Genomic DNA, 19,527 nt, shown 5'->3' on the forward strand with positions numbered 1-19,527 from the left:
CAACGGTTATTAAATTTTAATGCACTATTAAAAGATTCACCGTCGACAAAGTGAGCTGTTATGACTGATAAAACCATTCCGTTTTCGGTGCTGGATCTGGCGCCGATCCCTCAAGGGTCCTCAGCACGAGAAGCCTTTACCCACTCTCTCGATCTCGCTCGCCTGGCAGAAAAACGCGGTTATCACCGTTACTGGCTGGCTGAGCACCACAATATGGTTGGTATCGCCAGTGCGGCGACCTCCGTGCTGATTGGTTACCTGGCGGCGAACACCACCACGCTGCACCTTGGCTCCGGTGGCGTGATGTTGCCGAACCACGCCCCGCTGGTGATTGCCGAGCAGTTTGGTACGTTGAATACCCTCTATCCTGGCCGTATCGACCTGGGTCTTGGCCGTGCGCCGGGCAGCGACCAGCCGACCATGCGCGCCCTGCGTCGCCATATGAGCGGCGACATCGATAACTTCCCGCGCGATGTGGCTGAACTGGTGGACTGGTTTGACGCGCGTGACCCTAACCCGCACGTGCGCCCGGTGCCAGGCTACGGTGAGAAGATCCCGGTGTGGCTGCTGGGCTCCAGCCTGTACAGCGCGCAGCTTGCCGCGCAGCTGGGGCTGCCGTTCGCCTTTGCCTCACACTTCGCGCCAGATATGCTCCACCAGGCGCTTCACCTCTATCGCACAAACTTCAAACCTTCAGAGCGTCTGGAAAAACCGTATGCGATGGTGTGCATCAACATCGTTGCCGCCGACAGCAATCGCGATGCGGAATTCCTGTTCACCTCTATGCAACAGGCTTTTGTGAAGCTGCGTCGCGGTGAGACCGGCCAGCTGCCGCCGCCGGTGGAGAATATGCATCAGCTGTGGTCGGCATCCGAACAGTATGGCGTTCAGCAGGCGTTGAGCATGTCGCTGGTGGGGGATAAGGCAAAAGTGCGTCACGGGCTGGAGGCGGTGCTGCGTGAGACGCAGGCGGATGAAATTATGGTTAACGGCCAGATTTTCGATCATCAGGCACGCTTGCATTCGTTTGACCTGGCGATGCAGGTGAAAGAGGAAGTGTCAGGTTAGCGCAGTTTGTCACCCTCTCCCGTCGGGAGAGGGTGACAGGTGGTGTTACTGATACACCGGCAGCAGGTTAAAACTCGACAGAACATGCACCAGCGCGTTGCCAATACCGAACACCAGAATCAGCGCAATCATCGGCTTTCCGCCCCAGACGCGGAATTTCGGGCTGCCGAAGCGTTTACGTGATTTGCGTGCCAGCAGCGCAGGCACAATCGCCGCCCATATGGTCGCCGCCAGCCCGGCATAGCCGATGGCATAGAGGAAACCATTCGGCCACAGCAGACCGCCAACAATCGGTGGCAGGAAAGTCAGCATCGCGGTTTTAAAGCGCCCCATAGCAGAATCATCAAAACCAAACAGATCGGCCAGGTAGTCAAACAGGCCCAGCGTCACGCCGAGAAAAGAGCTCGCGACGGCAAAGTTAGAGAACACCACCAGCAGCAGATCCAGACTGCGGCTGTTCAGTACGCCGCTCAGCGCCTGTACCAGCACATCAATGTTACCGCCCTTCTGCGCAATGCCGATAAATTCAGGACGCGGGATATTGCCCATCGTCCCCAGCAACCAAATCACGTACAGCGCCAGCGCCAGCAGCGTGCCGTAGATCAGGCACTTCACAATCGTGCGTGGATCTTTACCGTAATACTTCATCAGGCTCGGCACATTACCGTGGTAACCAAAAGATGCCAGACAGAACGGCAGGGTCATCAGCAGGTACGGCGTGTAAGCGGTATTCGTCTCCGCCACGTTGAACAGCGTGGCCGGCGTAACGTGTCCAAGCAGGCTGCCGAAGGTCAGGAAGAAGGTGATCACCTTCGCGCCCAGCACAATCGCCGTCATGCGGCTCACCGCTTTGGTACTCATCCAGACGATAAACGCGACGCCCAGCGCGAAGCACAAGCCCGCCACTCTTGCTGGCACGTTCAGCGACAACTCCGAGAATGTGTGATGCAGAATGGAGCCACTCGCTGAGATGTACGCGTAAGTCAGGATGTAGAGCACAAAGGCAATGGAGAGGCCGTTTATCAGGTTCCAGCCTTTGCCTAACAGGTCTTTAGTGATGGTGTCGAAGCTGGAGCCAATGCGGTAGTTCAGGTTGGCTTCGAGGATCATCAGCCCGGAATGAAGCATACAGAACCAGGTAAACACCAGTGCCGCCAGCGACCAGAAGAACCACGCACCGGACATAACCACAGGCAGGGAGAACATCCCGGCACCAATGATGGTTCCGCCGATGATCACCACGCCGCCAAGCAGCGAAGGTGACGTTTGGGTGGTGGTAAGTGTCGCCATACAGCCTTTTCTCCAGTCAATAATGCGGTTATGCATGTTAATGCGCAGCACTGTACCAGTACAAGAGTACAAAAGGAATAAAAAAAGCCCCGACAGTGTTTATCGGGGCTGTATAGTTTACTTTACGTCAGAAACGAAAGACTTACGCGTCACCGAAACGACGACGAGCGGTACCTTCTTCACGACGTGGGCCGCGGCTTTCGCGACGCTCGCCAGAGAAACGACGACCTTCGCCTGCGCCAGCGCGGTTGCCTTCGCTACGACCGCCTTCACGACGTTCGCCACCGAAACCACGACCACCGCCACGACGTTCGCCACCACGATCAGTACGTGGCTGGGCATCGCCCATCAGCTGCATGTTCATCGGCTTGTTCAGGATGCGGGTGCGAGTAAAGTGCTGCAGTACTTCGCCCGGCATGCCTTTTGGCAGCTCGATGGTAGAGTGAGATGCGAACAGCTTGATGTTACCGATGTAACGGCTGCTGATGTCGCCTTCGTTAGCGATCGCGCCAACGATATGACGAACTTCAACACCATCATCACGGCCCACTTCAATGCGGTACAGTTCCATTTCGCCAGCGTCACGACGCTCACGACGTGGACGTTCTTCGCCACTGCGCTCTGGACGGTCAGCACGTGGACCACGATCGTTACGGTCGCCACGACGTTCGAAACGCTCGTCACGGTCACGGAACTCACGCTTAGGACGCATCGGTGCATCTGGTGGCACGATCAGGGTACGTTCGCCCTGTGCCATTTTCAGCAGTGCTGCGGCCAGCGTTTCCATATCCAGCTCTTCGCCTTCAGCGGTAGGCTGAATCTGTGCCAGCAGTGCACGATACTGGTCCAGGTCGCTGCTTTCCAGCTGCTGCTGTACTTTCGCGGCGAATTTTTCCAGACGGCGTTTGCCCAGCAGTTCTGCATTTGGCAGTTCCGCTTCTGGAATGGTCAGCTTCATGGTGCGTTCAATGTTACGCAGCAGACGACGCTCGCGGTTCTCAACGAACAGCAGCGCACGACCTGCACGACCCGCACGACCGGTACGACCGATACGGTGAACGTAGGATTCGGAGTCCATTGGAATATCGTAGTTAACAACCAGGCTGATACGCTCAACGTCCAGACCACGTGCTGCCACGTCGGTTGCAATCAGGATATCCAGACGACCGTCTTTCAGGCGCTCCAGCGTCTGCTCACGCAGAGCCTGGTTCATGTCACCGTTCAGCGCTGCGCTGTTGTAGCCGCTACGCTCCAGCGCTTCAGCCACTTCCAGAGTCGCGTTTTTGGTACGAACGAAGATAATCGCCGCATCAAAATCTTCCGCTTCCAGGAAGCGAACCAGCGCTTCGTTTTTACGCATACCGTATACAGACCAGTAGCTCTGGCTGATGTCCGGGCGAGTAGTCACGCTGGACTGAATGCGCACTTCCTGCGGCTCTTTCATGAAGCGGCGGGTAATGCGACGAATCGCTTCTGGCATGGTTGCAGAGAACAGAGCGGTCTGATGACCTTCCGGGATCTGCGCCATAATCGTTTCTACGTCTTCGATGAAGCCCATACGCAGCATTTCATCTGCTTCATCCAGTACCAGACCGCTCAGTTTAGAGAGGTCAAGAGTACCGCGCTTCAGGTGATCCAGCAGACGGCCCGGCGTACCGACAACAATCTGTGGACCCTGGCGCAGGGCACGTAACTGCACGTCATAACGCTGGCCACCGTAAAGGGCCACCACGTTTACGCCGCGCATATGTTTAGAGAAATCAGTCATAGCTTCTGCAACCTGAACAGCCAGTTCACGGGTTGGAGCCAGGACGAGGATCTGCGGTGCACGCAGTTCCGGATCGATGTTGTGCAGCAGCGGCAGCGAGAACGCTGCGGTTTTGCCGCTACCAGTCTGGGCCATGCCCAGCACGTCACGACCAGACAACAGATGTGGGATACATTCTGCCTGGATCGGAGATGGTTTTTCGTAACCCAGATCGGTAAGGGCTTCAAGGATAGGAGCCTTCAGGCCCAGATCTGCAAAAGTGGTTTCGAATTCAGCCATGTAGTACGAGTGCCTCAATGTCAATGGCGGCCAGTCTACTTAGCTCATCGTGAAAATGATTAGCAATTTTCATTGAAAAGTGTGAACCGGCTCAAAGTAGATGTATTGACGAACAACAACGCCCTCACCAGTTAAGGTGATGGCAATCAAAAGATTACGGGCTGATGTTTATGTCGTCAGCTATTGCTGGTCCGATTCTGCCAGGTCGTCTTGCTCCTGGCCCAAGAGCGATAATTCCAACAATGCATAACGGTGCTCAACGAAGTTGTGTACGTTGTTAGCAACCGCTAATTTGAACAGTGCCGTAGCGCTGTCCTTATCCCCCAGACTTAGGTAGTACTTACCTAAATAGAAGTTGGTTTCACTGAGATGCTCAGCGAGCGAGGTGTTATCCGTTGCGTCCGCCTTGAGGCGTTCCATCAGCGTTGCTTCGCTAATGTTGCCCAGGTAGAACTCGACAATGTTCCATCCCCACTGTTCCTTGTCCGATTTATCGAAGCGCTGTTTCAGTGCTTCTTTTGCCTGCTTCTCATCGAGCTTCTGCTCAACGATGTATAACCACAGACTGCGGAAAGGATCATTAGGATCGTCTTGATAAAACGCCAGCAGATCATCTTGCGCTAACTTGTCACGACCGCCGTAATACAGGGCGATACCGCGATTCAAGTGCGCGTAGTTGTAAGTTGGATCAAGCTCAAGTACAGAATCAAACGCTTCATAGGCAGCATCAAAATTGCCTGCCTGCGTTAAATAAATGCCTAAGTAATTGAATACTTCAGGCATATCAGGTCGGATTGCCAGCGCTTGTGAAAAATCATTCCGCGCTAATGCCCTCAGACCGAGACTATCATACAACACTCCGCGCTCATATAAAAGCTGTGCGCGTTCGTCATCGGTTAAAGCCCGACTGGCAAGAATTTGTTCCATGCGTGCCAGAATCACTTCCTGCTGCAAAGTCGGTTGCAATGGCACTGCGAGGACTTCGCTCTTACGCCAGGCAGAGTTGCTGCATCCTGCCAGCGTTAAAGCTGTCGCAACGAAACACCAGCGCAAAAAAGGCTTCATTTCCCACTCCCGAAGACAACTATTGGATGAACGTCCTGTCCCCCGGCGGCTTAACAAGGCGTCCTGCCTGATAATAGGCCCTCCGCCGAAGCGGAGGGCAAATGCAACTTACTCGCCTTGCTGTTCTGCTGCCGATGCTTCTGGCGCAGCAGCCGGCTGAGACTGCTCGGTTGCTTCTTTAATGCTCAGACGGATACGGCCCTGGCGGTCAACTTCCAGAACTTTAACCGGGACTTCCTGACCCATCTGCAGGTAATCGGTCACTTTCTCAACGCGCTTGTCAGCGATTTGAGAGATGTGAACCAGACCTTCTTTACCGCCACCGATGGCAACGAACGCGCCAAAGTCAACGATACGGGTCACTTTACCATTGTAGATACGGCCCACTTCGATTTCTGCAGTAATTTCTTCGATGCGACGAATAGCGAATTTCGCTTTCTCGCCGTCGGTCGCTGCAATTTTCACCGTACCGTCATCTTCGATTTCGATAGTGGTGCCAGTCTCTTCGGTCAGAGCACGGATAACGGAACCGCCCTTACCGATAACATCTTTGATCTTGTCTGGATTGATCTTGATGGTGTGGATACGCGGAGCGAACTGAGAAATGTCGCCACGTGGCGCGTTGATCGCCTGTTCCATCACGCCCAGGATGTGCAGACGAGCACCTTTAGCCTGGTTCAGCGCAACCTGCATGATCTCTTTGGTGATACCTTCAATTTTGATATCCATCTGCAGCGCAGAGATACCGTCGCGGGAACCCGCAACTTTGAAGTCCATATCGCCCAGGTGGTCTTCGTCGCCCAGAATGTCAGACAGAACAACAAAGTTCTCGCCTTCTTTCACCAGGCCCATTGCGATACCCGCAACGGCGGCTTTGATTGGCACGCCTGCATCCATCAGCGCCAGAGATGCGCCACACACGGAAGCCATGGAAGAAGAACCGTTAGATTCGGTGATTTCAGAAACCACACGAACGGTGTACGGGAATTTGTCAGCATCCGGCATCACTGCCAGCACACCACGCTTCGCCAGACGACCGTGACCAATTTCACGACGCTTAGGCGAACCCACCATACCGGTTTCACCTACGGAGTATGGAGGGAAGTTGTAGTGGAACAGGAAGCTGTCAGTACGCTCGCCCATCAGTTCGTCGATGTTCTGCGCGTCACGTGCTGTCCCCAGGGTCGCGGTAACCAGCGCCTGCGTTTCGCCACGGGTGAACAGTGCAGAACCGTGAGTACGTGGCAGAACGCCAGTACGCACGTCCAGACCACGGATCATGTCTTTTTCGCGGCCATCGATACGCGGCTCACCCGCCAGGACGCGGCTACGAACCACGTTTTTCTCGATAGCATGCAGAATTTCGCTCAGCTCGTTAGCATCCAGCGTTTCGTCTTCAGCAATCAGCGTTGCGATAGTTTCGTCTTTGATCACGTCAACCTGAGCATAACGCTCCTGTTTGTCGGTGATGCGATAAGCATCGCTCAGACGAGATTCAGCCAGCGCAGCAACGCGTGCATTCAGCGCGTCGTTGACGGCTTCAGGCTGCCAGTCCCAACGTGGTTTGCCCGCTTCTTTAACCAGATCGTTGATGTTCTGAATAACGATCTGCTGCTGATCGTGGCCAAAGACCACCGCGCCCAGCATCTGGTCTTCGCTCAGCAGTTCCGCTTCGGATTCAACCATCAGCACAGCCGCTTCAGTACCAGCAACAACCAGGTCCAGCTTACTTTCTTTCAGCTCTTCCTGCGTTGGGTTCAGCACGTACTGGTCGTTGATGTAACCAACGCGTGCAGCACCGATTGGGCCATTGAATGGAATACCAGACAGTGACAGGGCCGCGGAAGCACCGATCATCGCAACGATATCCGGGTTAACCTGTGGGTTAACGGAAACAACGGTCGCGATAACCTGCACTTCGTTCACGAAGCCTTCCGGGAACAGCGGACGAACCGGGCGGTCAATCAGACGCGCAATCAGGGTTTCGCCTTCGCTTGGACGGCCTTCACGACGGAAGAAGCCACCCGGAATTTTACCGGCAGCGTAGGTACGCTCCTGGTAGTTAACGGTCAGTGGGAAGAAGTCCTGACCTGGTTTTGCTTTTTTCTGGCCAACTACGGTTACGAATACCGCAGTGTCATCCATGCTTACCATAACGGCAGCAGTAGCCTGACGTGCCATCATGCCGGTTTCCAGCGTGACGGTGTGTTGACCATACTGGAATTTACGAACGATCGGATTCAGCAAAGTTCTGTCCTTTCTTAAATGTATGACAGCACACCACCGGTGTGCTGACGATTTAACCCGACCTTCTTCGCATCCTCGCGACTAATGACAACCAACACCCCCATGGGTGAAGCCTCTCATTAGCCGCGCGAACCTCTGCAATGAAGATCATTTATAGCAACAATACAATAGTTTCCAGTGAATTGCTGCCGTCTGGTTGAAAAAAGGGGCCATCAGGCCCCCTTTTCTGAAACTCGCAAGACTTAGCGACGCAGACCCAGACGCTCGATCAGCGCGGAGTAACGTGCAACATCTTTACGTTTCAGGTAGTCGAGCAGTTTACGACGCTGAGAAACCATACGCAGCAGACCACGACGGCTGTGGTGATCTTTTTTGTGCTCTGCAAAGTGACCCTGCAGGTGGTTAATCTGTGCAGTCAGCAGTGCAACCTGAACTTCGGTAGAACCGCTGTCGTTAGTACCACGACCAAACTCAGAAACGATTTTAGCTTTAGCTTCAACGCTTAGAGACATTTTCAAACTCCAGAATATAAAGAATGTAAGGATGCCGATCTCTAATTCAGCAATCCCAGTATACGTCCCGCAATATGTTAAACAATTTGCCGAACGTTAAGCCGCGATATTCTACTCGTCTCCCCTGCTTATCGCAAGGCGAGCCGTTATCGCTATCAGGCTTCAACCGGATACTCAACGACCAGGCGACGCGGCGCGACGCGCCCTTCGCCATCCATTTCACCCATGCCGATAAACTTACCTTCATCCCCCTCGGTCACGCGTACCAGACCTTCAGAAGGAGCACTGGTGGTACGAACCGGGTTTCCGTTCTTAAAGTAAACGGAGGATGTTAAAGGAAGATTAACAACCGGGAAATCGGCCGCCGGGCTGTCCATTGGCATCAGCAGCGGATCGAGCAAATCGGCAGGCGCAATCTCCTGCGCTTCCGCCTGCTCAACCAACTCGCGCAGATGTTCAAGGGTCACCATTCGCTCAACCGGGTACGTGCTGACAGCCAGGCGACGCAGGTAAATCACGTGCGCACCGCAGCCCAACTTTTCACCCAGGTCGTCAATGATGGTACGAATATAGGTGCCTTTCGAACAGTGAACTTCCAGCTCCAGCTCATCGCCTTCGTGACGAATAAAGAGCAGTTCGTACACGGTAATCGGACGGGGTTCACGAGGAACATCAATGCCCTGGCGCGCATATTCGTACAGTTTCTTACCCTGGTACTTCAGCGCCGAATACATTGACGGTACCTGCAGCGTGTCGCCACGGAAACTTTCCAGCGCGGCATCAAGTTGCTCCGCGCTGAAGGTCACCGGACGCTCTTCTACCACCTGACCATCGGCATCGGAGGTGTCCGTGCGCTGGCCTAATCGGGCGATGACCCGATAGCGCTTATCGGAGTCCAGCAGGTACTGGGAAAACTTTGTCGCTTCCCCCAGGCAGATCGGCAGCATGCCGGTCGCCAGCGGATCGAGCGCGCCCGTGTGGCCCGCACGGTTGGCGTTAAAAATACGCTTAACTTTTTGCAGCACGTCGTTGCTGGAAGCGCCCTGGGGTTTATCCAGCAGCAGCACACCATGCACGTCGCGACCGCGACGACGAGGACGACTCATTAGTCCTCCTTGCTGTCGTCCGTTGGGTTAACACGACGTTCGTCGTCATGTTTCACCACGCTGGTCACCAGGTTAGACATGCGCATACCTTCGACCAGAGAGTTGTCGTAGAAGAAGGTCAGCTCAGGCACGATACGCAGACGCATCGCTTTGCCGAGCAGAGAGCGGATGTAACCAGAGGCTTCCTGCAGCGCTTTAATGCCGTTTTTAACCGCGGCTTCGTCCTGATCGTTCAGGAAGGTCACGAACACTTTGGCATACGCCAGGTCGCGGGACATTTCCACGCCGGACACGGTGGTCATCACACCCACGCGTGGATCTTTAATTTCACGTTGCAGGATGAGGGCGATCTCTTTCTGCATTTCTTGCGCTACGCGCTGCGGGCGACCAAATTCTTTCGCCATAATAAATTCTCCAGACAAAAAAGGGGCAAAAAGCCCCTTTTAAAATTATTACCGGGTGGCGCTTTGCTTACCCGGCCTGCATCGATGATTAAGCAATCGTACGCTGAATTTCGATGATCTCGAACACTTCGATCATGTCGCCAACGCGAACGTCGTTGTAGTTCTTCACGCCGATACCACATTCCATGCCGTTACGGACTTCGTTAACGTCATCTTTGAAGCGGCGCAGGGATTCCAGCTCGCCTTCGTAGATAACCACGTTGTCACGCAGTACGCGGATTGGGTTGTGACGTTTGATGATACCTTCGGTAACCATACAGCCCGCGATCGCACCAAATTTCGGTGATTTGAACACGTCACGCACTTCAGCCAGACCGATGATCTGCTGTTTCAGCTCTGGAGACAGCATGCCGCTCATCGCTGCTTTCACTTCGTCGATCAGGTTATAGATGACGGAGTAGTAACGCAGATCCAGGCTTTCAGCATCAATCACTTTACGTGCAGACGCGTCAGCACGTACGTTGAAGCCAACCAGGATTGCATTGGATGCAGCAGCCAGGGTGGCGTCGGTTTCGGTGATACCCCCTACGCCAGAACCGATGATCTTCACTTTAACTTCGTCAGTAGACAGTTTCAGCAAGGAGTCGGAGATCGCTTCCACAGAACCCTGAACGTCGGCTTTCAGAACGATGTTCACTTCGTGAACTTCGCCTTCGGTCATGTTCGCAAACATGTTCTCGAGTTTAGATTTCTGCTGACGAGCCAGTTTAACTTCACGGAATTTGCCCTGACGATACAGTGCAACTTCGCGCGCTTTCTTCTCGTCACGTACGACGGTCACTTCATCGCCCGCAGCCGGCACACCGGACAGGCCCAGGATTTCCACTGGAATGGACGGACCTGCTTCCAGAACTTCCTGGCCCAGTTCGTTACGCATCGCACGAACACGACCGTATTCGAAACCACACAGGACGATATCGCCTTTATGCAGCGTACCTTCACGAACCAGAACGGTTGCAACCGGACCACGACCTTTATCCAGGAAGGATTCGATAACCGCGCCGCTCGCCATACCTTTACGAACCGCTTTCAGCTCCAGAACTTCAGCCTGCAGCAGGATAGCGTTCAGCAGGTCGTCGATACCGGTACCGGCTTTCGCAGATACTGGGATGAACTGCGCTTCACCGCCCCACTCTTCCGGCATAACACCGTACTGGGAGAGTTCGTTTTTAACGCGATCCATGTCAGCTTCTGGCTTATCGATCTTGTTCACTGCAACCACCAGAGGCACCTGCGCCGCTTTCGCGTGCTGGATAGCTTCAATGGTCTGTGGCATCACGCCGTCATCTGCAGCAACAACCAGTACAACGATATCCGTTGCCTGAGCACCACGAGCACGCATAGAGGTAAACGCTGCGTGGCCTGGGGTATCCAAGAAGGTGATCATGCCGTTGTCGGTTTCTACGTGGTACGCACCGATGTGCTGGGTAATACCACCCGCTTCACCGGAGGCCACTTTCGTCGAACGAATGTAGTCGAGCAGAGAGGTTTTACCGTGGTCAACGTGACCCATGATGGTCACTACAGGCGCGCGCGGTTCTGCCGCTGCACCGGTGTCACGGTCGCTCATTACTGCTTCTTCCAGCTCGTTTTCACGACGCAGGATAACTTTGTGGCCCATCTCTTCGGCTACCAGTTGCGCAGTTTCCTGGTCGATAACCTGGTTGATGGTGGCCATTGCGCCCAGTTTCATCATCGCTTTGATGACCTGAGAGCCTTTAACCGCCATTTTGTTGGCCAGATCGCCAACGGTGATGGTTTCACCAATCACTACGTCACGGTTAACAGCCTGAGCTGGCTTCTGGAAGCCCTGCTGCAGTGCGGAACCTTTACGCTTGCCGCCTTTACCACCGCGGATCGCTGCACGAGCTTCTTCACGGTCAGCTTTAGATTCAGCGTGCTTGTTGCCTTTTTTGGCTGGGCGAGCAGCTTTGGTGCTGCGAGTACGGCCACGACCACCTTCAACTTCACGGTCGTTATCGTCTTCTGCCTGGCGCGCATGCTGAGAAGTGGTGACGTGATAATCGCTGGTGTCTTCAGACGCTTCAGCAGGGTTCACACCGTTCTTCTCGTTTTCTTCAGCCATACGGCGCGCTTCTTCAGCTACACGGCGAGCTTCTTCTTCAAGCTTGCGGCGAGCTTCTTCTTCCGCTTTACGCTTCAGCTCGGCAGCTTCATTTTCACGGCGGGCTTTTTCAGCCTGGGCGGTTTTTGTCATTTCGTCGGTCTGTTGATTGCTCACTTTGTCTTTTTCCGCAGCTTCACGCTTCACTTTATCACTTGCGTCGCGTTTCGCTTTTTCTGCGGCCTCACGTTCAGCTTTTAATTCTGCTTCACGTTTGGCAGTCGCTTCTGCCTCACGCTGAGCTTGTTCTTCCGCTTCACGCTGTGCCTGCTCTTCCGCAGCAAGGCGTTCTGCCTCTTGCGGATCACGTTTTACAAAGGTGCGTGTCTTGCGGACTTCAATTTGTACCGATTTGCTTTTACCACCGGTACCAGGGATATTCAACGTGCTACGCGTTTTGCGCTGCAGCGTCAGCTTGTCAGGCGTCGAACCGTGTTCACGGTTCAGGTGCGCTAACAAGGTTTGTTTTTCTTGCGCGTTCACCGAGTCATCAGCGGACTTCGGGATCCCTGCATCAGCAAATTGCTGTACCAGGCGGTCCACGGAGGTCTGAATCTCGGCAGCCAGCGATTTTACAGTTACATCAGTCATGCTGTTCCTTCCTGCTACAGTTTATTACGCTTCGTCGCCGAACCAGCAAATATTACGTGCGGCCATGATGAGTTCGCCGGCTTTCTCGTCGGTTAAACCTTCGATATCGGCCAGGTCATCAACGCCTTGCTCAGCGAGATCTTCCAGCGTACAAACACCACGGGCAGCCAGCTTGAACGCAATCGCACGATCAAGACCTTCCAGATTCAGCAGGTCATCAGCCGGCTTCTTATCGCCAAGGCTTTCTTCCTGAGCCAGTGCCAGGGTGGTCAGTGCGTTTTTAGCGCGTTCACGCAGGGCTTCAACGGTGGCTTCATCAAGACCGTCGATTTCCAGCAGCTCTTTCATTGGCACATAGGCCAGTTCTTCAAGGGTAGAGAAACCTTCTTCAACCAGAACAGTGGCGAAATCTTCGTCAATATCCAGGTATTTCGTGAAGGTATCGATCGCCGCATGGGCTTCAGCCTGATGCTTAGCCTGCAGGTCATCAACGGTCATTACGTTGAGTTCCCAGCCGCTCAGCTGTGACGCCAGGCGTACGTTCTGACCGTTACGGCCGATTGCCTGCGCCAGGTTGCCCGCTTCAACAGCGATATCCATGGTGTGTTTGTCTTCGTCAACAACGATAGACGCCACATCCGCCGGAGCCATTGCGTTAATCACGAATTGCGCCGGGTTGTCGTCCCACAGGACGATATCGATACGCTCGCCGCCCAGTTCGGTAGAAACCGCCTGAACACGCGCACCGCGCATACCTACGCAAGCACCGACCGGGTCGATACGCTTGTCGTTGGTTTTCACCGCGATTTTCGCGCGTGAACCCGGATCGCGGGCAGCCGCTTTAATCTCGATAACTTCTTCGCCGATTTCCGGTACTTCGATACGGAACAGTTCAATCAGCATCTCTGGCTTGGAACGGGTCACAAACAGCTGTGCACCACGCGCTTCAGGGCGTACGGCATACAGAACGCCACGAATACGGTCACCCGGGCGGAAGTTTTCACGCGGCAGCATGTCTTCACGCAGGATAACGGCTTCAGCGTTACCTGGCAGCCCTTCAGATTTGATTTCCAGAGAGATGTTGTCGCGGTTTACTTTCTTCACCACGCCGGTAATGATCTCACCTTCCTGATCGCGGAACTGATCGACAACCAGCGCGCGCTCAGCTTCACGGACTTTCTGGACGATAACCTGTTTTGCGGTTTGCGTGGTGATACGGTCGAAGGTGACAGATTCAATCTGATCTTCAACATAGTCACCCACGTTCAGGCTTTCGTCTTCAAAACGCGCCGCTTCCAGGGTGATCTCTTTCGTCGGCTGGGTCACCTCTTCAACGATTACCCAACGACGGAATGTATCGAAGTCACCGCTTTTACGATCGATTTCTACGCGAACATCGATCTCTTGTTCGTATTTTTTCTTGGTTGCTGTAGCCAGTGCACTTTCCAGCGCTTCGAAAATCTTCTCACGCGGCAGTGATTTCTCGTTGGAGACGGCTTCAACAACAGCCAAAATTTCTTTGTTCATCGCGGGCTTTTCACCTCAATCCAGACTGTTAAAAGTGGGGAACCAGGTTCGCCTTCTGGATATTACTCAGCGCGAACACTTCATCTTTGCCTTCGACTGTAACCGTGATCATTTCACCATCAACGGCTTTGATAATTCCCTGCCATTTACGGCGGTTCTGTACGGCCATACGCAGAACGAGAGCCACTTCTTCACCGGTAAAGCGCACATAGTGCTCGGCCGTGAACATCGGGCGATCGAGGCCGGGTGAGGAAACTTCCAGGTTGTACGCAACGGTAATCGGGTCTTCAACATCAAGAACCGCACTCACCTGGTGGCTAACATCAGCACAATCATCAACATTGATGCCATCTTCACTATCAATATAGATGCGCAGCGTCGATGTACGGCCGCGAACGAATTCGATGCCGACCAGTTCGTAGCCCAGTGCTTCGACCGGTGCAGTAATCATCTCTGTTAATTTTTGCTCTAATGTGGACAAGCCCACCCCCAAGACATAAAAAAAGGGCGTAAAGCCCAGTTATTCTGTAGTCAGATAACAAAAAACCCCGATAAATCGGGGCTTTAGATAACTGAACCCTATAGCCGCAACTGCGGCCTGGAGCACTCTCCGAAAGAATTTTTTCAAATCCAGCTACGAAGGCTCTAAGTCTTCACAGTATATTTGAAAAAGAACTTTATGGGAAAGTGGTTGCGGGGGCCGGATTTGAACCGACGACCTTCGGGTTATGAGCCCGACGAGCTACCAGGCTGCTCCACCCCGCGCCTGAAACGTGGCAAATTCTACGCGTTTTGGAGAGAATTTGCAAATAATGCTGGGATTTGGTACCGAAGACGGGACGTAAAATCGGCGTTTAGTATATTGATAGTGAACCCCACCTGTCAAGCCAGTTTCCGCCAGGTCAAACAAAGGGAAAATTTTACAAAAAACGCACGAGTCTCTTCCGGTCATCGACAAAAGATGATTAAATGAATACTCACTTATTTTGCATAAACATGCATCGAGAGCGAAAGCGGTCTCTTAATCAGTCAATCAAGCAGGGTTTTATTTTATGACGACGATTCTCAAGCATCTTCCGGTAGGACAACGTATTGGCATCGCTTTTTCAGGCGGCCTGGATACCAGCGCTGCACTGCTGTGGATGCGCCAGAAGGGAGCGGTTCCGTATGCATATACTGCGAACCTGGGTCAGCCGGATGAGGACGATTATGATGCAATCCCTCGTCGCGCTAAAGAGTATGGCGCAGAGAACGCGCGCCTGATTGACTGCCGTAAGCAACTGGTCGCTGAAGGTATTGCTGCTATTCAGTGTGGTGCTTTCCATAATACTACCGGCGGCCTGACCTATTTCAATACCACCCCGCTGGGCCGTGCAGTGACCGGTACCATGCTGGTTGCCGCCATGAAAGAAGATGGCGTAAACATCTGGGGTGATGGCAGTACGTATAAAGGAAACGATATCGAACGTTTCTATCGTTATGGCCTGCTGACCAACGCCGAGCTGCAGATTTATAAACCGTGGCTCGATACCGACTTTATCGACGAGCTGGGCGGCCGTCATGAAATGTCCGAGTTTATGATCGCCTGTGGCTTCGACTATAAGATGTCCGTTGAGAAAGCCTACTCTACCGATTCCAATATGCTGGGTGCGACGCACGAAGCGAAGGACCTGGAATTCCTGAACTCCAGCGTGAAGATCGTTAACCCGATCATGGGTGTGAAGTTCTGGGACGAAAACGTCAAAATCCAGGCGGAAGAAGTTACCGTGCGTTTCGAGCGCGGCCATCCGGTTGCCCTGAACGGCAAGACCTTCTCTGACGATGTGGAACTGATGCTGGAAGCTAACCGTATCGGTGGCCGTCACGGTCTGGGCATGAGCGATCAAATAGAAAACCGTATTATCGAAGCAAAAAGCCGTGGCATCTATGAAGCCCCTGGGATGGCGCTGCTGCACATTGCTTATGAGCGTCTGCTGACCGGTATTCACAACGAAGACACCATCGAGCAGTATCACTCTCATGGTCGTCAGCTGGGTAAACTGCTGTACCAGGGCCGTTGGTTCGACCCACAGGCCCTGATGCTGCGTGATGCACTGCAACGTTGGGTGGCAAGCGCGATCACCGGCGAAGTGACGCTGGAGCTGCGTCGCGGGAATGACTACTCGATTCTCAACACCGTGTCCGACAACCTGACTTATAAAGCAGAGCGTCTGACCATGGAGAAAGGTGAATCCGTGTTCTCTCCGGACGATCGTATTGGCCAGCTGACCATGCGTAACCTGGACATCACCGATACCCGTGAGAAGCTGTTCAACTACGTTGAGAATGGCCTGCTCTCCGCAAGCGCCGGTAATGGCCTGCCGCAGGTTGAAAACCTGGAGCACAGCGTTAAGAAGTAAGGCTTACGCAGAAATGCAAAAGGCGCCCAGTGGGCGCCTTTTTTACGATCGCTGCAGAACCGGTCCCGCTGGCACGAACGTACCCGCCGACGAAAACGCTCCTTCTACAGACGAAATCTACAGACAAAAAAAAAGACGTCTTTCGACGTCTTTCTTCTGGAATATTGGTACCGAGGATGGGACTCGAACCCACAAGCCCGTTAGGGCACTACCACCTCAAGGTAGCGTGTCTACCAATTCCACCACCTCGGTACTGAATACTTAGTGCGGGATATCGCTGGTCGGCTTAGCCGGTGCAGCTGGCTGAGTCTGCTCAGTTTTCGCTGGCGCACTCAGATTTTCCCACTCGCTTCCTTTGCTGGTCTTGTTGCTGTTGATATTGCCAAGCGCCAGACTGATGATGAAGAACAGCGTAGCCAGAATCGCCGTTGTGCGGGTCATGAAGTTCGCAGAACCACTTGAACCGAACAGCGTACCGGAAGCGCCTGCTCCGAAGGAGGCTCCCATATCAGCGCCTTTACCTTGCTGCAGCATGATCAGCGCTACGAGAGCGATGGCTACAATAAGGAAAATAACTAAAAGAGCTTCGTACATAATCAACCTGTTCCTTGCGGATTTGCCGCATACCAATGCTTCGACCAATTAGCAGGATTTTTGTTTCCCACTGAAGCGGGTGTGAATACTAACCAAAGCGAATGTGCTTCGCAAGGGCAATTTTGACGCATTGTATCAACTGCGGAAAAAAACAGCAAAAAGCCATCAATTGCTCAAAACAAAGGCGGCAAGCGCCGCCTTTTTAATCACTTAACGTGAAAAACTATGCAGCTTTTACGGCATCCGCAATACGGTGCGCAAATTCATTCACCTGCGCCTCGTCTTCGCCTTCCACCATTACGCGGATCAGCGGTTCAGTTCCAGACTTACGCAGCAGCACACGCCCACGGTTGCCCAGCGCGGCTTCAACGTCAGCCATCACCGCTTTCACATTTTCATTTTCCAGCGGGTCGCCTTTACCGGCGGTGAAACGCACATTCACCAGGATCTGCGGGAACATTTTCATGCCGCTGCAGAGATCGTGCAGGCTCATATGGTTGCGCGCCATGGCGGCAACAACCTGCAGCGCAGCGACGATACCGTCTCCGGTGGTGGTTTTATCCAGCAGGATCACGTGGCCTGAGTTTTCAGCCCCGATGCGCCAGCCTTTTTCCTGCAGTTTTTCCAGCACATAGCGGTCGCCCACTTTTGCACGGACAAACGGAATACCCAGCTGTTTCAGCGCCAGCTCCAGACCCATGTTGCTCATCAGCGTGCCTACTGCACCGCCGCGCAACTGGCCCTGACGCAGACCTTCACGCGCAATGATATAGAGGATCTGGTCGCCGTCGACCTTATTACCTTCGTGATCGACCATGATCACGCGATCGCCGTCGCCATCCAGTGCGATGCCCAGATCGGCTTTTTCCGCCAGAACGCGCGCCTGCAGAGCACGAACGTCAGTCGCACCCACCTGTTCGTTAATATTCAGGCCATCAGGCTCACAGCCGATGGTAATCACGTTCGCACCCAGTTCGCGGAAAACATTCGGCGCAATGTGATAGGTCGCACCGTTGGCGCAGTCCACCACAATTTTAAGATGGGCCAGGCTCAGTTCATTCGGGAAAGTACCTTTGCAGAATTCGATGTAACGACCCGCGGCATCGACAATGCGGTTCGCTTTACCCAGCTCGGCGGAGTCGACACAGGTGATCTCTTTTTCCATCTCCGCTTCGATCGCCTCTTCCACTTCATCCGGCAGCTTAGTGCCGTCGATGGAGAAGAATTTAATGCCGTTGTCATAAAACGGGTTATGCGAGGCCGAAATCACAATCCCTGCTTCAGCACGGAAAGTACGCGTCAGATATGCCACAGCAGGCGTTGGCATTGGGCCAGTGAAGGAAGCGGAAAGCCCCGCGGCAGCCAGACCGGCCTCCAGCGCTGACTCCAGCATATACCCGGAGATACGGGTATCTTTACCAATGATGATTTTACGGGAGCCATGACGCGCAAGGACTTTACCCGCTGCCCAGCCCAGTTTCAGTACAAAATCAGGGGTGATTGGCGCATCACCCACGCGCCCACGAATACCATCGGTACCAAAATATTTACGATTACTCATAGCGTTTGTTTTCCTTCGCTGCCAGTGTAGCTTCCACTACACGCATGGCTTCTACTGTTTCTTTAACGTCATGGACACGAATAATGTGCGCGCCCTGCATCGCCGCAATTACAGCGCAGGCCAGGCTTCCGCTCAGACGTTCGCTCGGCCCTACATTCAGTAACTGACCAATCATCGACTTTCTCGACATACCAACCAGCAATGGCAGGTCGAAATGATGGAATTCCGATAAGCGCGCAAGCAGCTCATAATTGTGAGAGAGATTTTTACCGAAACCGAACCCCGGGTCGAGCAGCAATTTCTCTTTTGCGATACCCGCACGTTCACAACGTGCAATATGCTCAATAAAGAAGCAATTTACGTCGGCATAAACATCGTCATACTTTGGCGCTTCCTGCATGGTTTTCGGCTGTCCTTGCATGTGCATCAGGCAAACCGGTAGCCCGGTCTCCGCGGCCGCCTCCAGTGCGCCAGGCTCCGTCAGCGAGCGAATATCATTGATGATGTGAGCACCCACTCTCGCGACTTCACGGATCACTTCAGGTTTAGACGTATCGACGGAGATCCACACTTCGAACCGCTGTGCGATAGCTTCAACCACAGGCACCACGCGCGCCAGTTCTTCTTCCACCGAAACGTCTGCCGCCCCAGGGCGCGTCGATTCCCCGCCTACGTCAATGATGGTGGCGCCCGCGTTAATCATCAAATTTGCGTGCTTCACAGCCTCGATAAGCGTGTTATGCGTGCCGCCGTCAGAGAAGGAGTCAGGCGTGACATTCAGGATACCCATCACATGCGGATGTGAGAGATCGAGATGCGAGTCCTGGGCGAATAGTTTCATGGTCAAATCCCTGGTATCAATATGGTTTTACAGAAAAGAAAAACCCCGGAGCAAGCTCCAGGGTTTGAGGTGCAAACATAGACTTCAACA

General features: G+C 53.7%; 16 protein-coding genes and 2 tRNA genes. 2 read left to right on the forward strand and 16 right to left on the reverse strand.

Translation table 11 applies throughout. The annotated features are described in order from the left end of the window. The first annotated feature begins 60 nt into the window (after positions 1-60). Complete coding sequence (locus AB6731_RS16370) at positions 61-1,068, forward strand: LLM class flavin-dependent oxidoreductase (protein WP_032679044.1); 1,008 nt, start codon at positions 61-63, stop codon at positions 1,066-1,068. Positions 1,069-1,113: 45 nt separating this feature from the next. On the opposite strand, the gene mtr is transcribed toward AB6731_RS16370, so the two are convergent. The 12 genes from mtr to AB6731_RS16430 all read right to left on the reverse strand — a co-directional run bounded on the left by mtr (position 1,114) and on the right by AB6731_RS16430 (position 14,807). Further along, positions 1,114-2,358, reverse strand: coding sequence for a tryptophan permease (gene mtr, locus AB6731_RS16375; protein WP_134179629.1), 1,245 nt, complete (start codon positions 2,356-2,358; stop codon positions 1,114-1,116). A gap of 142 nt (positions 2,359-2,500) precedes the next feature. After that, the gene (locus AB6731_RS16380; RefSeq protein WP_020883539.1) at positions 2,501-4,405 is read right to left on the reverse strand and encodes a DEAD/DEAH family ATP-dependent RNA helicase; all 1,905 of its coding nucleotides are present in this window, start codon (positions 4,403-4,405) and stop codon (positions 2,501-2,503) included. After that, complete coding sequence (yrbN, locus tag AB6731_RS16385; protein ID WP_100122156.1) at positions 4,398-4,478, reverse strand: protein YrbN; 81 nt, start codon at positions 4,476-4,478, stop codon at positions 4,398-4,400. Before yrbN ends, AB6731_RS16380 begins: the two co-directional genes overlap by 8 nt. Before the next feature lie 107 nt (positions 4,479-4,585). After that, positions 4,586-5,470: a lipoprotein NlpI gene (gene nlpI, locus AB6731_RS16390; protein ID WP_013098912.1), complete on the reverse strand. Its 885-nt coding sequence runs from the start codon at positions 5,468-5,470 to the stop codon at positions 4,586-4,588. A gap of 108 nt (positions 5,471-5,578) precedes the next feature. After that, a complete protein-coding gene (pnp, locus tag AB6731_RS16395; RefSeq protein WP_014171780.1) occupies positions 5,579-7,717 on the reverse strand; it encodes a polyribonucleotide nucleotidyltransferase in 2,139 nt (712 codons plus the stop codon). Between the two features lie 242 nt (positions 7,718-7,959). Next, complete coding sequence (rpsO, locus tag AB6731_RS16400; protein WP_013098914.1) at positions 7,960-8,229, reverse strand: 30S ribosomal protein S15; 270 nt, start codon at positions 8,227-8,229, stop codon at positions 7,960-7,962. A gap of 155 nt (positions 8,230-8,384) precedes the next feature. Then, positions 8,385-9,335, reverse strand: coding sequence for a tRNA pseudouridine(55) synthase TruB (gene truB / locus AB6731_RS16405; RefSeq protein ID WP_014171782.1), 951 nt, complete (start codon positions 9,333-9,335; stop codon positions 8,385-8,387). Beyond that, positions 9,335-9,739, reverse strand: coding sequence for a 30S ribosome-binding factor RbfA (rbfA, locus tag AB6731_RS16410; protein WP_014171783.1), 405 nt, complete (start codon positions 9,737-9,739; stop codon positions 9,335-9,337). The genes truB and rbfA overlap by 1 nt, the downstream gene beginning before the upstream one ends. Before the next feature lie 88 nt (positions 9,740-9,827). Next, entirely contained in the window at positions 9,828-12,515 is a 2,688-nt protein-coding gene (infB, locus tag AB6731_RS16415) for a translation initiation factor IF-2 (protein ID WP_014171784.1), read from the reverse strand. 24 nt (positions 12,516-12,539) lie between these two features. Continuing rightward, complete coding sequence (gene nusA, locus AB6731_RS16420) at positions 12,540-14,042, reverse strand: transcription termination factor NusA (RefSeq protein ID WP_014171785.1); 1,503 nt, start codon at positions 14,040-14,042, stop codon at positions 12,540-12,542. 28 nt (positions 14,043-14,070) lie between these two features. Further along, positions 14,071-14,523 (reverse strand): ribosome maturation factor RimP, encoded by a 453-nt coding sequence (rimP, locus tag AB6731_RS16425; RefSeq protein WP_014833432.1) that lies wholly within the window; start codon positions 14,521-14,523, stop codon positions 14,071-14,073. Between the two features lie 207 nt (positions 14,524-14,730). Continuing rightward, positions 14,731-14,807 (reverse strand) — tRNA-Met (locus AB6731_RS16430). Between the two features lie 287 nt (positions 14,808-15,094). On the opposite strand from AB6731_RS16430, the gene argG reads away from it, so the two are divergent. Further along, entirely contained in the window at positions 15,095-16,441 is a 1,347-nt protein-coding gene (gene argG / locus AB6731_RS16435) for an argininosuccinate synthase (RefSeq protein ID WP_020883538.1), read from the forward strand. Between the two features lie 165 nt (positions 16,442-16,606). Here the strand turns inward: argG and AB6731_RS16440 are convergent. From AB6731_RS16440 to folP, 4 genes are all read right to left on the reverse strand, one after another. Then, positions 16,607-16,693 (reverse strand) — tRNA-Leu (locus AB6731_RS16440). 9 nt (positions 16,694-16,702) lie between these two features. Continuing rightward, positions 16,703-17,035, reverse strand: coding sequence for a preprotein translocase subunit SecG (gene secG, locus AB6731_RS16445; protein WP_020883537.1), 333 nt, complete (start codon positions 17,033-17,035; stop codon positions 16,703-16,705). Positions 17,036-17,258: 223 nt separating this feature from the next. Beyond that, complete coding sequence (glmM, locus tag AB6731_RS16450; RefSeq protein ID WP_014171789.1) at positions 17,259-18,596, reverse strand: phosphoglucosamine mutase; 1,338 nt, start codon at positions 18,594-18,596, stop codon at positions 17,259-17,261. Further along, a complete protein-coding gene (gene folP, locus AB6731_RS16455) occupies positions 18,589-19,437 on the reverse strand; it encodes a dihydropteroate synthase (RefSeq protein ID WP_040018747.1) in 849 nt (282 codons plus the stop codon). The genes glmM and folP overlap by 8 nt, the downstream gene beginning before the upstream one ends. Positions 19,438-19,527: the final 90 nt, after the last annotated feature.

The organism is Enterobacter sp. RCC_40 (assembly GCF_041360735.1).
GTDB classification, from domain to species: domain Bacteria; phylum Pseudomonadota; class Gammaproteobacteria; order Enterobacterales; family Enterobacteriaceae; genus Enterobacter; species Enterobacter ludwigii.

Excerpts from the sequence above, each read along its gene's own strand:
- AB6731_RS16370 (WP_032679044.1), top strand. The coding sequence starts at position 61 with ATGACTGATAAAACCATTCCGTTTTCGGTGCTGGATCTGGCGCCGATC.
- mtr (WP_134179629.1), bottom strand. The coding sequence starts at position 2,358 with ATGGCGACACTTACCACCACCCAAACGTCACCTTCGCTGCTTGGCGGC.
- AB6731_RS16380 (WP_020883539.1), bottom strand. The coding sequence starts at position 4,405 with ATGGCTGAATTCGAAACCACTTTTGCAGATCTGGGCCTGAAGGCTCCT.
- yrbN (WP_100122156.1), bottom strand. The coding sequence starts at position 4,478 with ATGAAAATTGCTAATCATTTTCACGATGAGCTAAGTAGACTGGCCGCC.
- nlpI (WP_013098912.1), bottom strand. The coding sequence starts at position 5,470 with ATGAAGCCTTTTTTGCGCTGGTGTTTCGTTGCGACAGCTTTAACGCTG.
- rpsO (WP_013098914.1), bottom strand. The coding sequence starts at position 8,229 with ATGTCTCTAAGCGTTGAAGCTAAAGCTAAAATCGTTTCTGAGTTTGGT.
- truB (WP_014171782.1), bottom strand. The coding sequence starts at position 9,335 with ATGAGTCGTCCTCGTCGTCGCGGTCGCGACGTGCATGGTGTGCTGCTG.
- rbfA (WP_014171783.1), bottom strand. The coding sequence starts at position 9,739 with ATGGCGAAAGAATTTGGTCGCCCGCAGCGCGTAGCGCAAGAAATGCAG.
- infB (WP_014171784.1), bottom strand. The coding sequence starts at position 12,515 with ATGACTGATGTAACTGTAAAATCGCTGGCTGCCGAGATTCAGACCTCC.
- nusA (WP_014171785.1), bottom strand. The coding sequence starts at position 14,042 with ATGAACAAAGAAATTTTGGCTGTTGTTGAAGCCGTCTCCAACGAGAAA.
- argG (WP_020883538.1), top strand. The coding sequence starts at position 15,095 with ATGACGACGATTCTCAAGCATCTTCCGGTAGGACAACGTATTGGCATC.
- secG (WP_020883537.1), bottom strand. The coding sequence starts at position 17,035 with ATGTACGAAGCTCTTTTAGTTATTTTCCTTATTGTAGCCATCGCTCTC.
- glmM (WP_014171789.1), bottom strand. The coding sequence starts at position 18,596 with ATGAGTAATCGTAAATATTTTGGTACCGATGGTATTCGTGGGCGCGTG.
- folP (WP_040018747.1), bottom strand. The coding sequence starts at position 19,437 with ATGAAACTATTCGCCCAGGACTCGCATCTCGATCTCTCACATCCGCAT.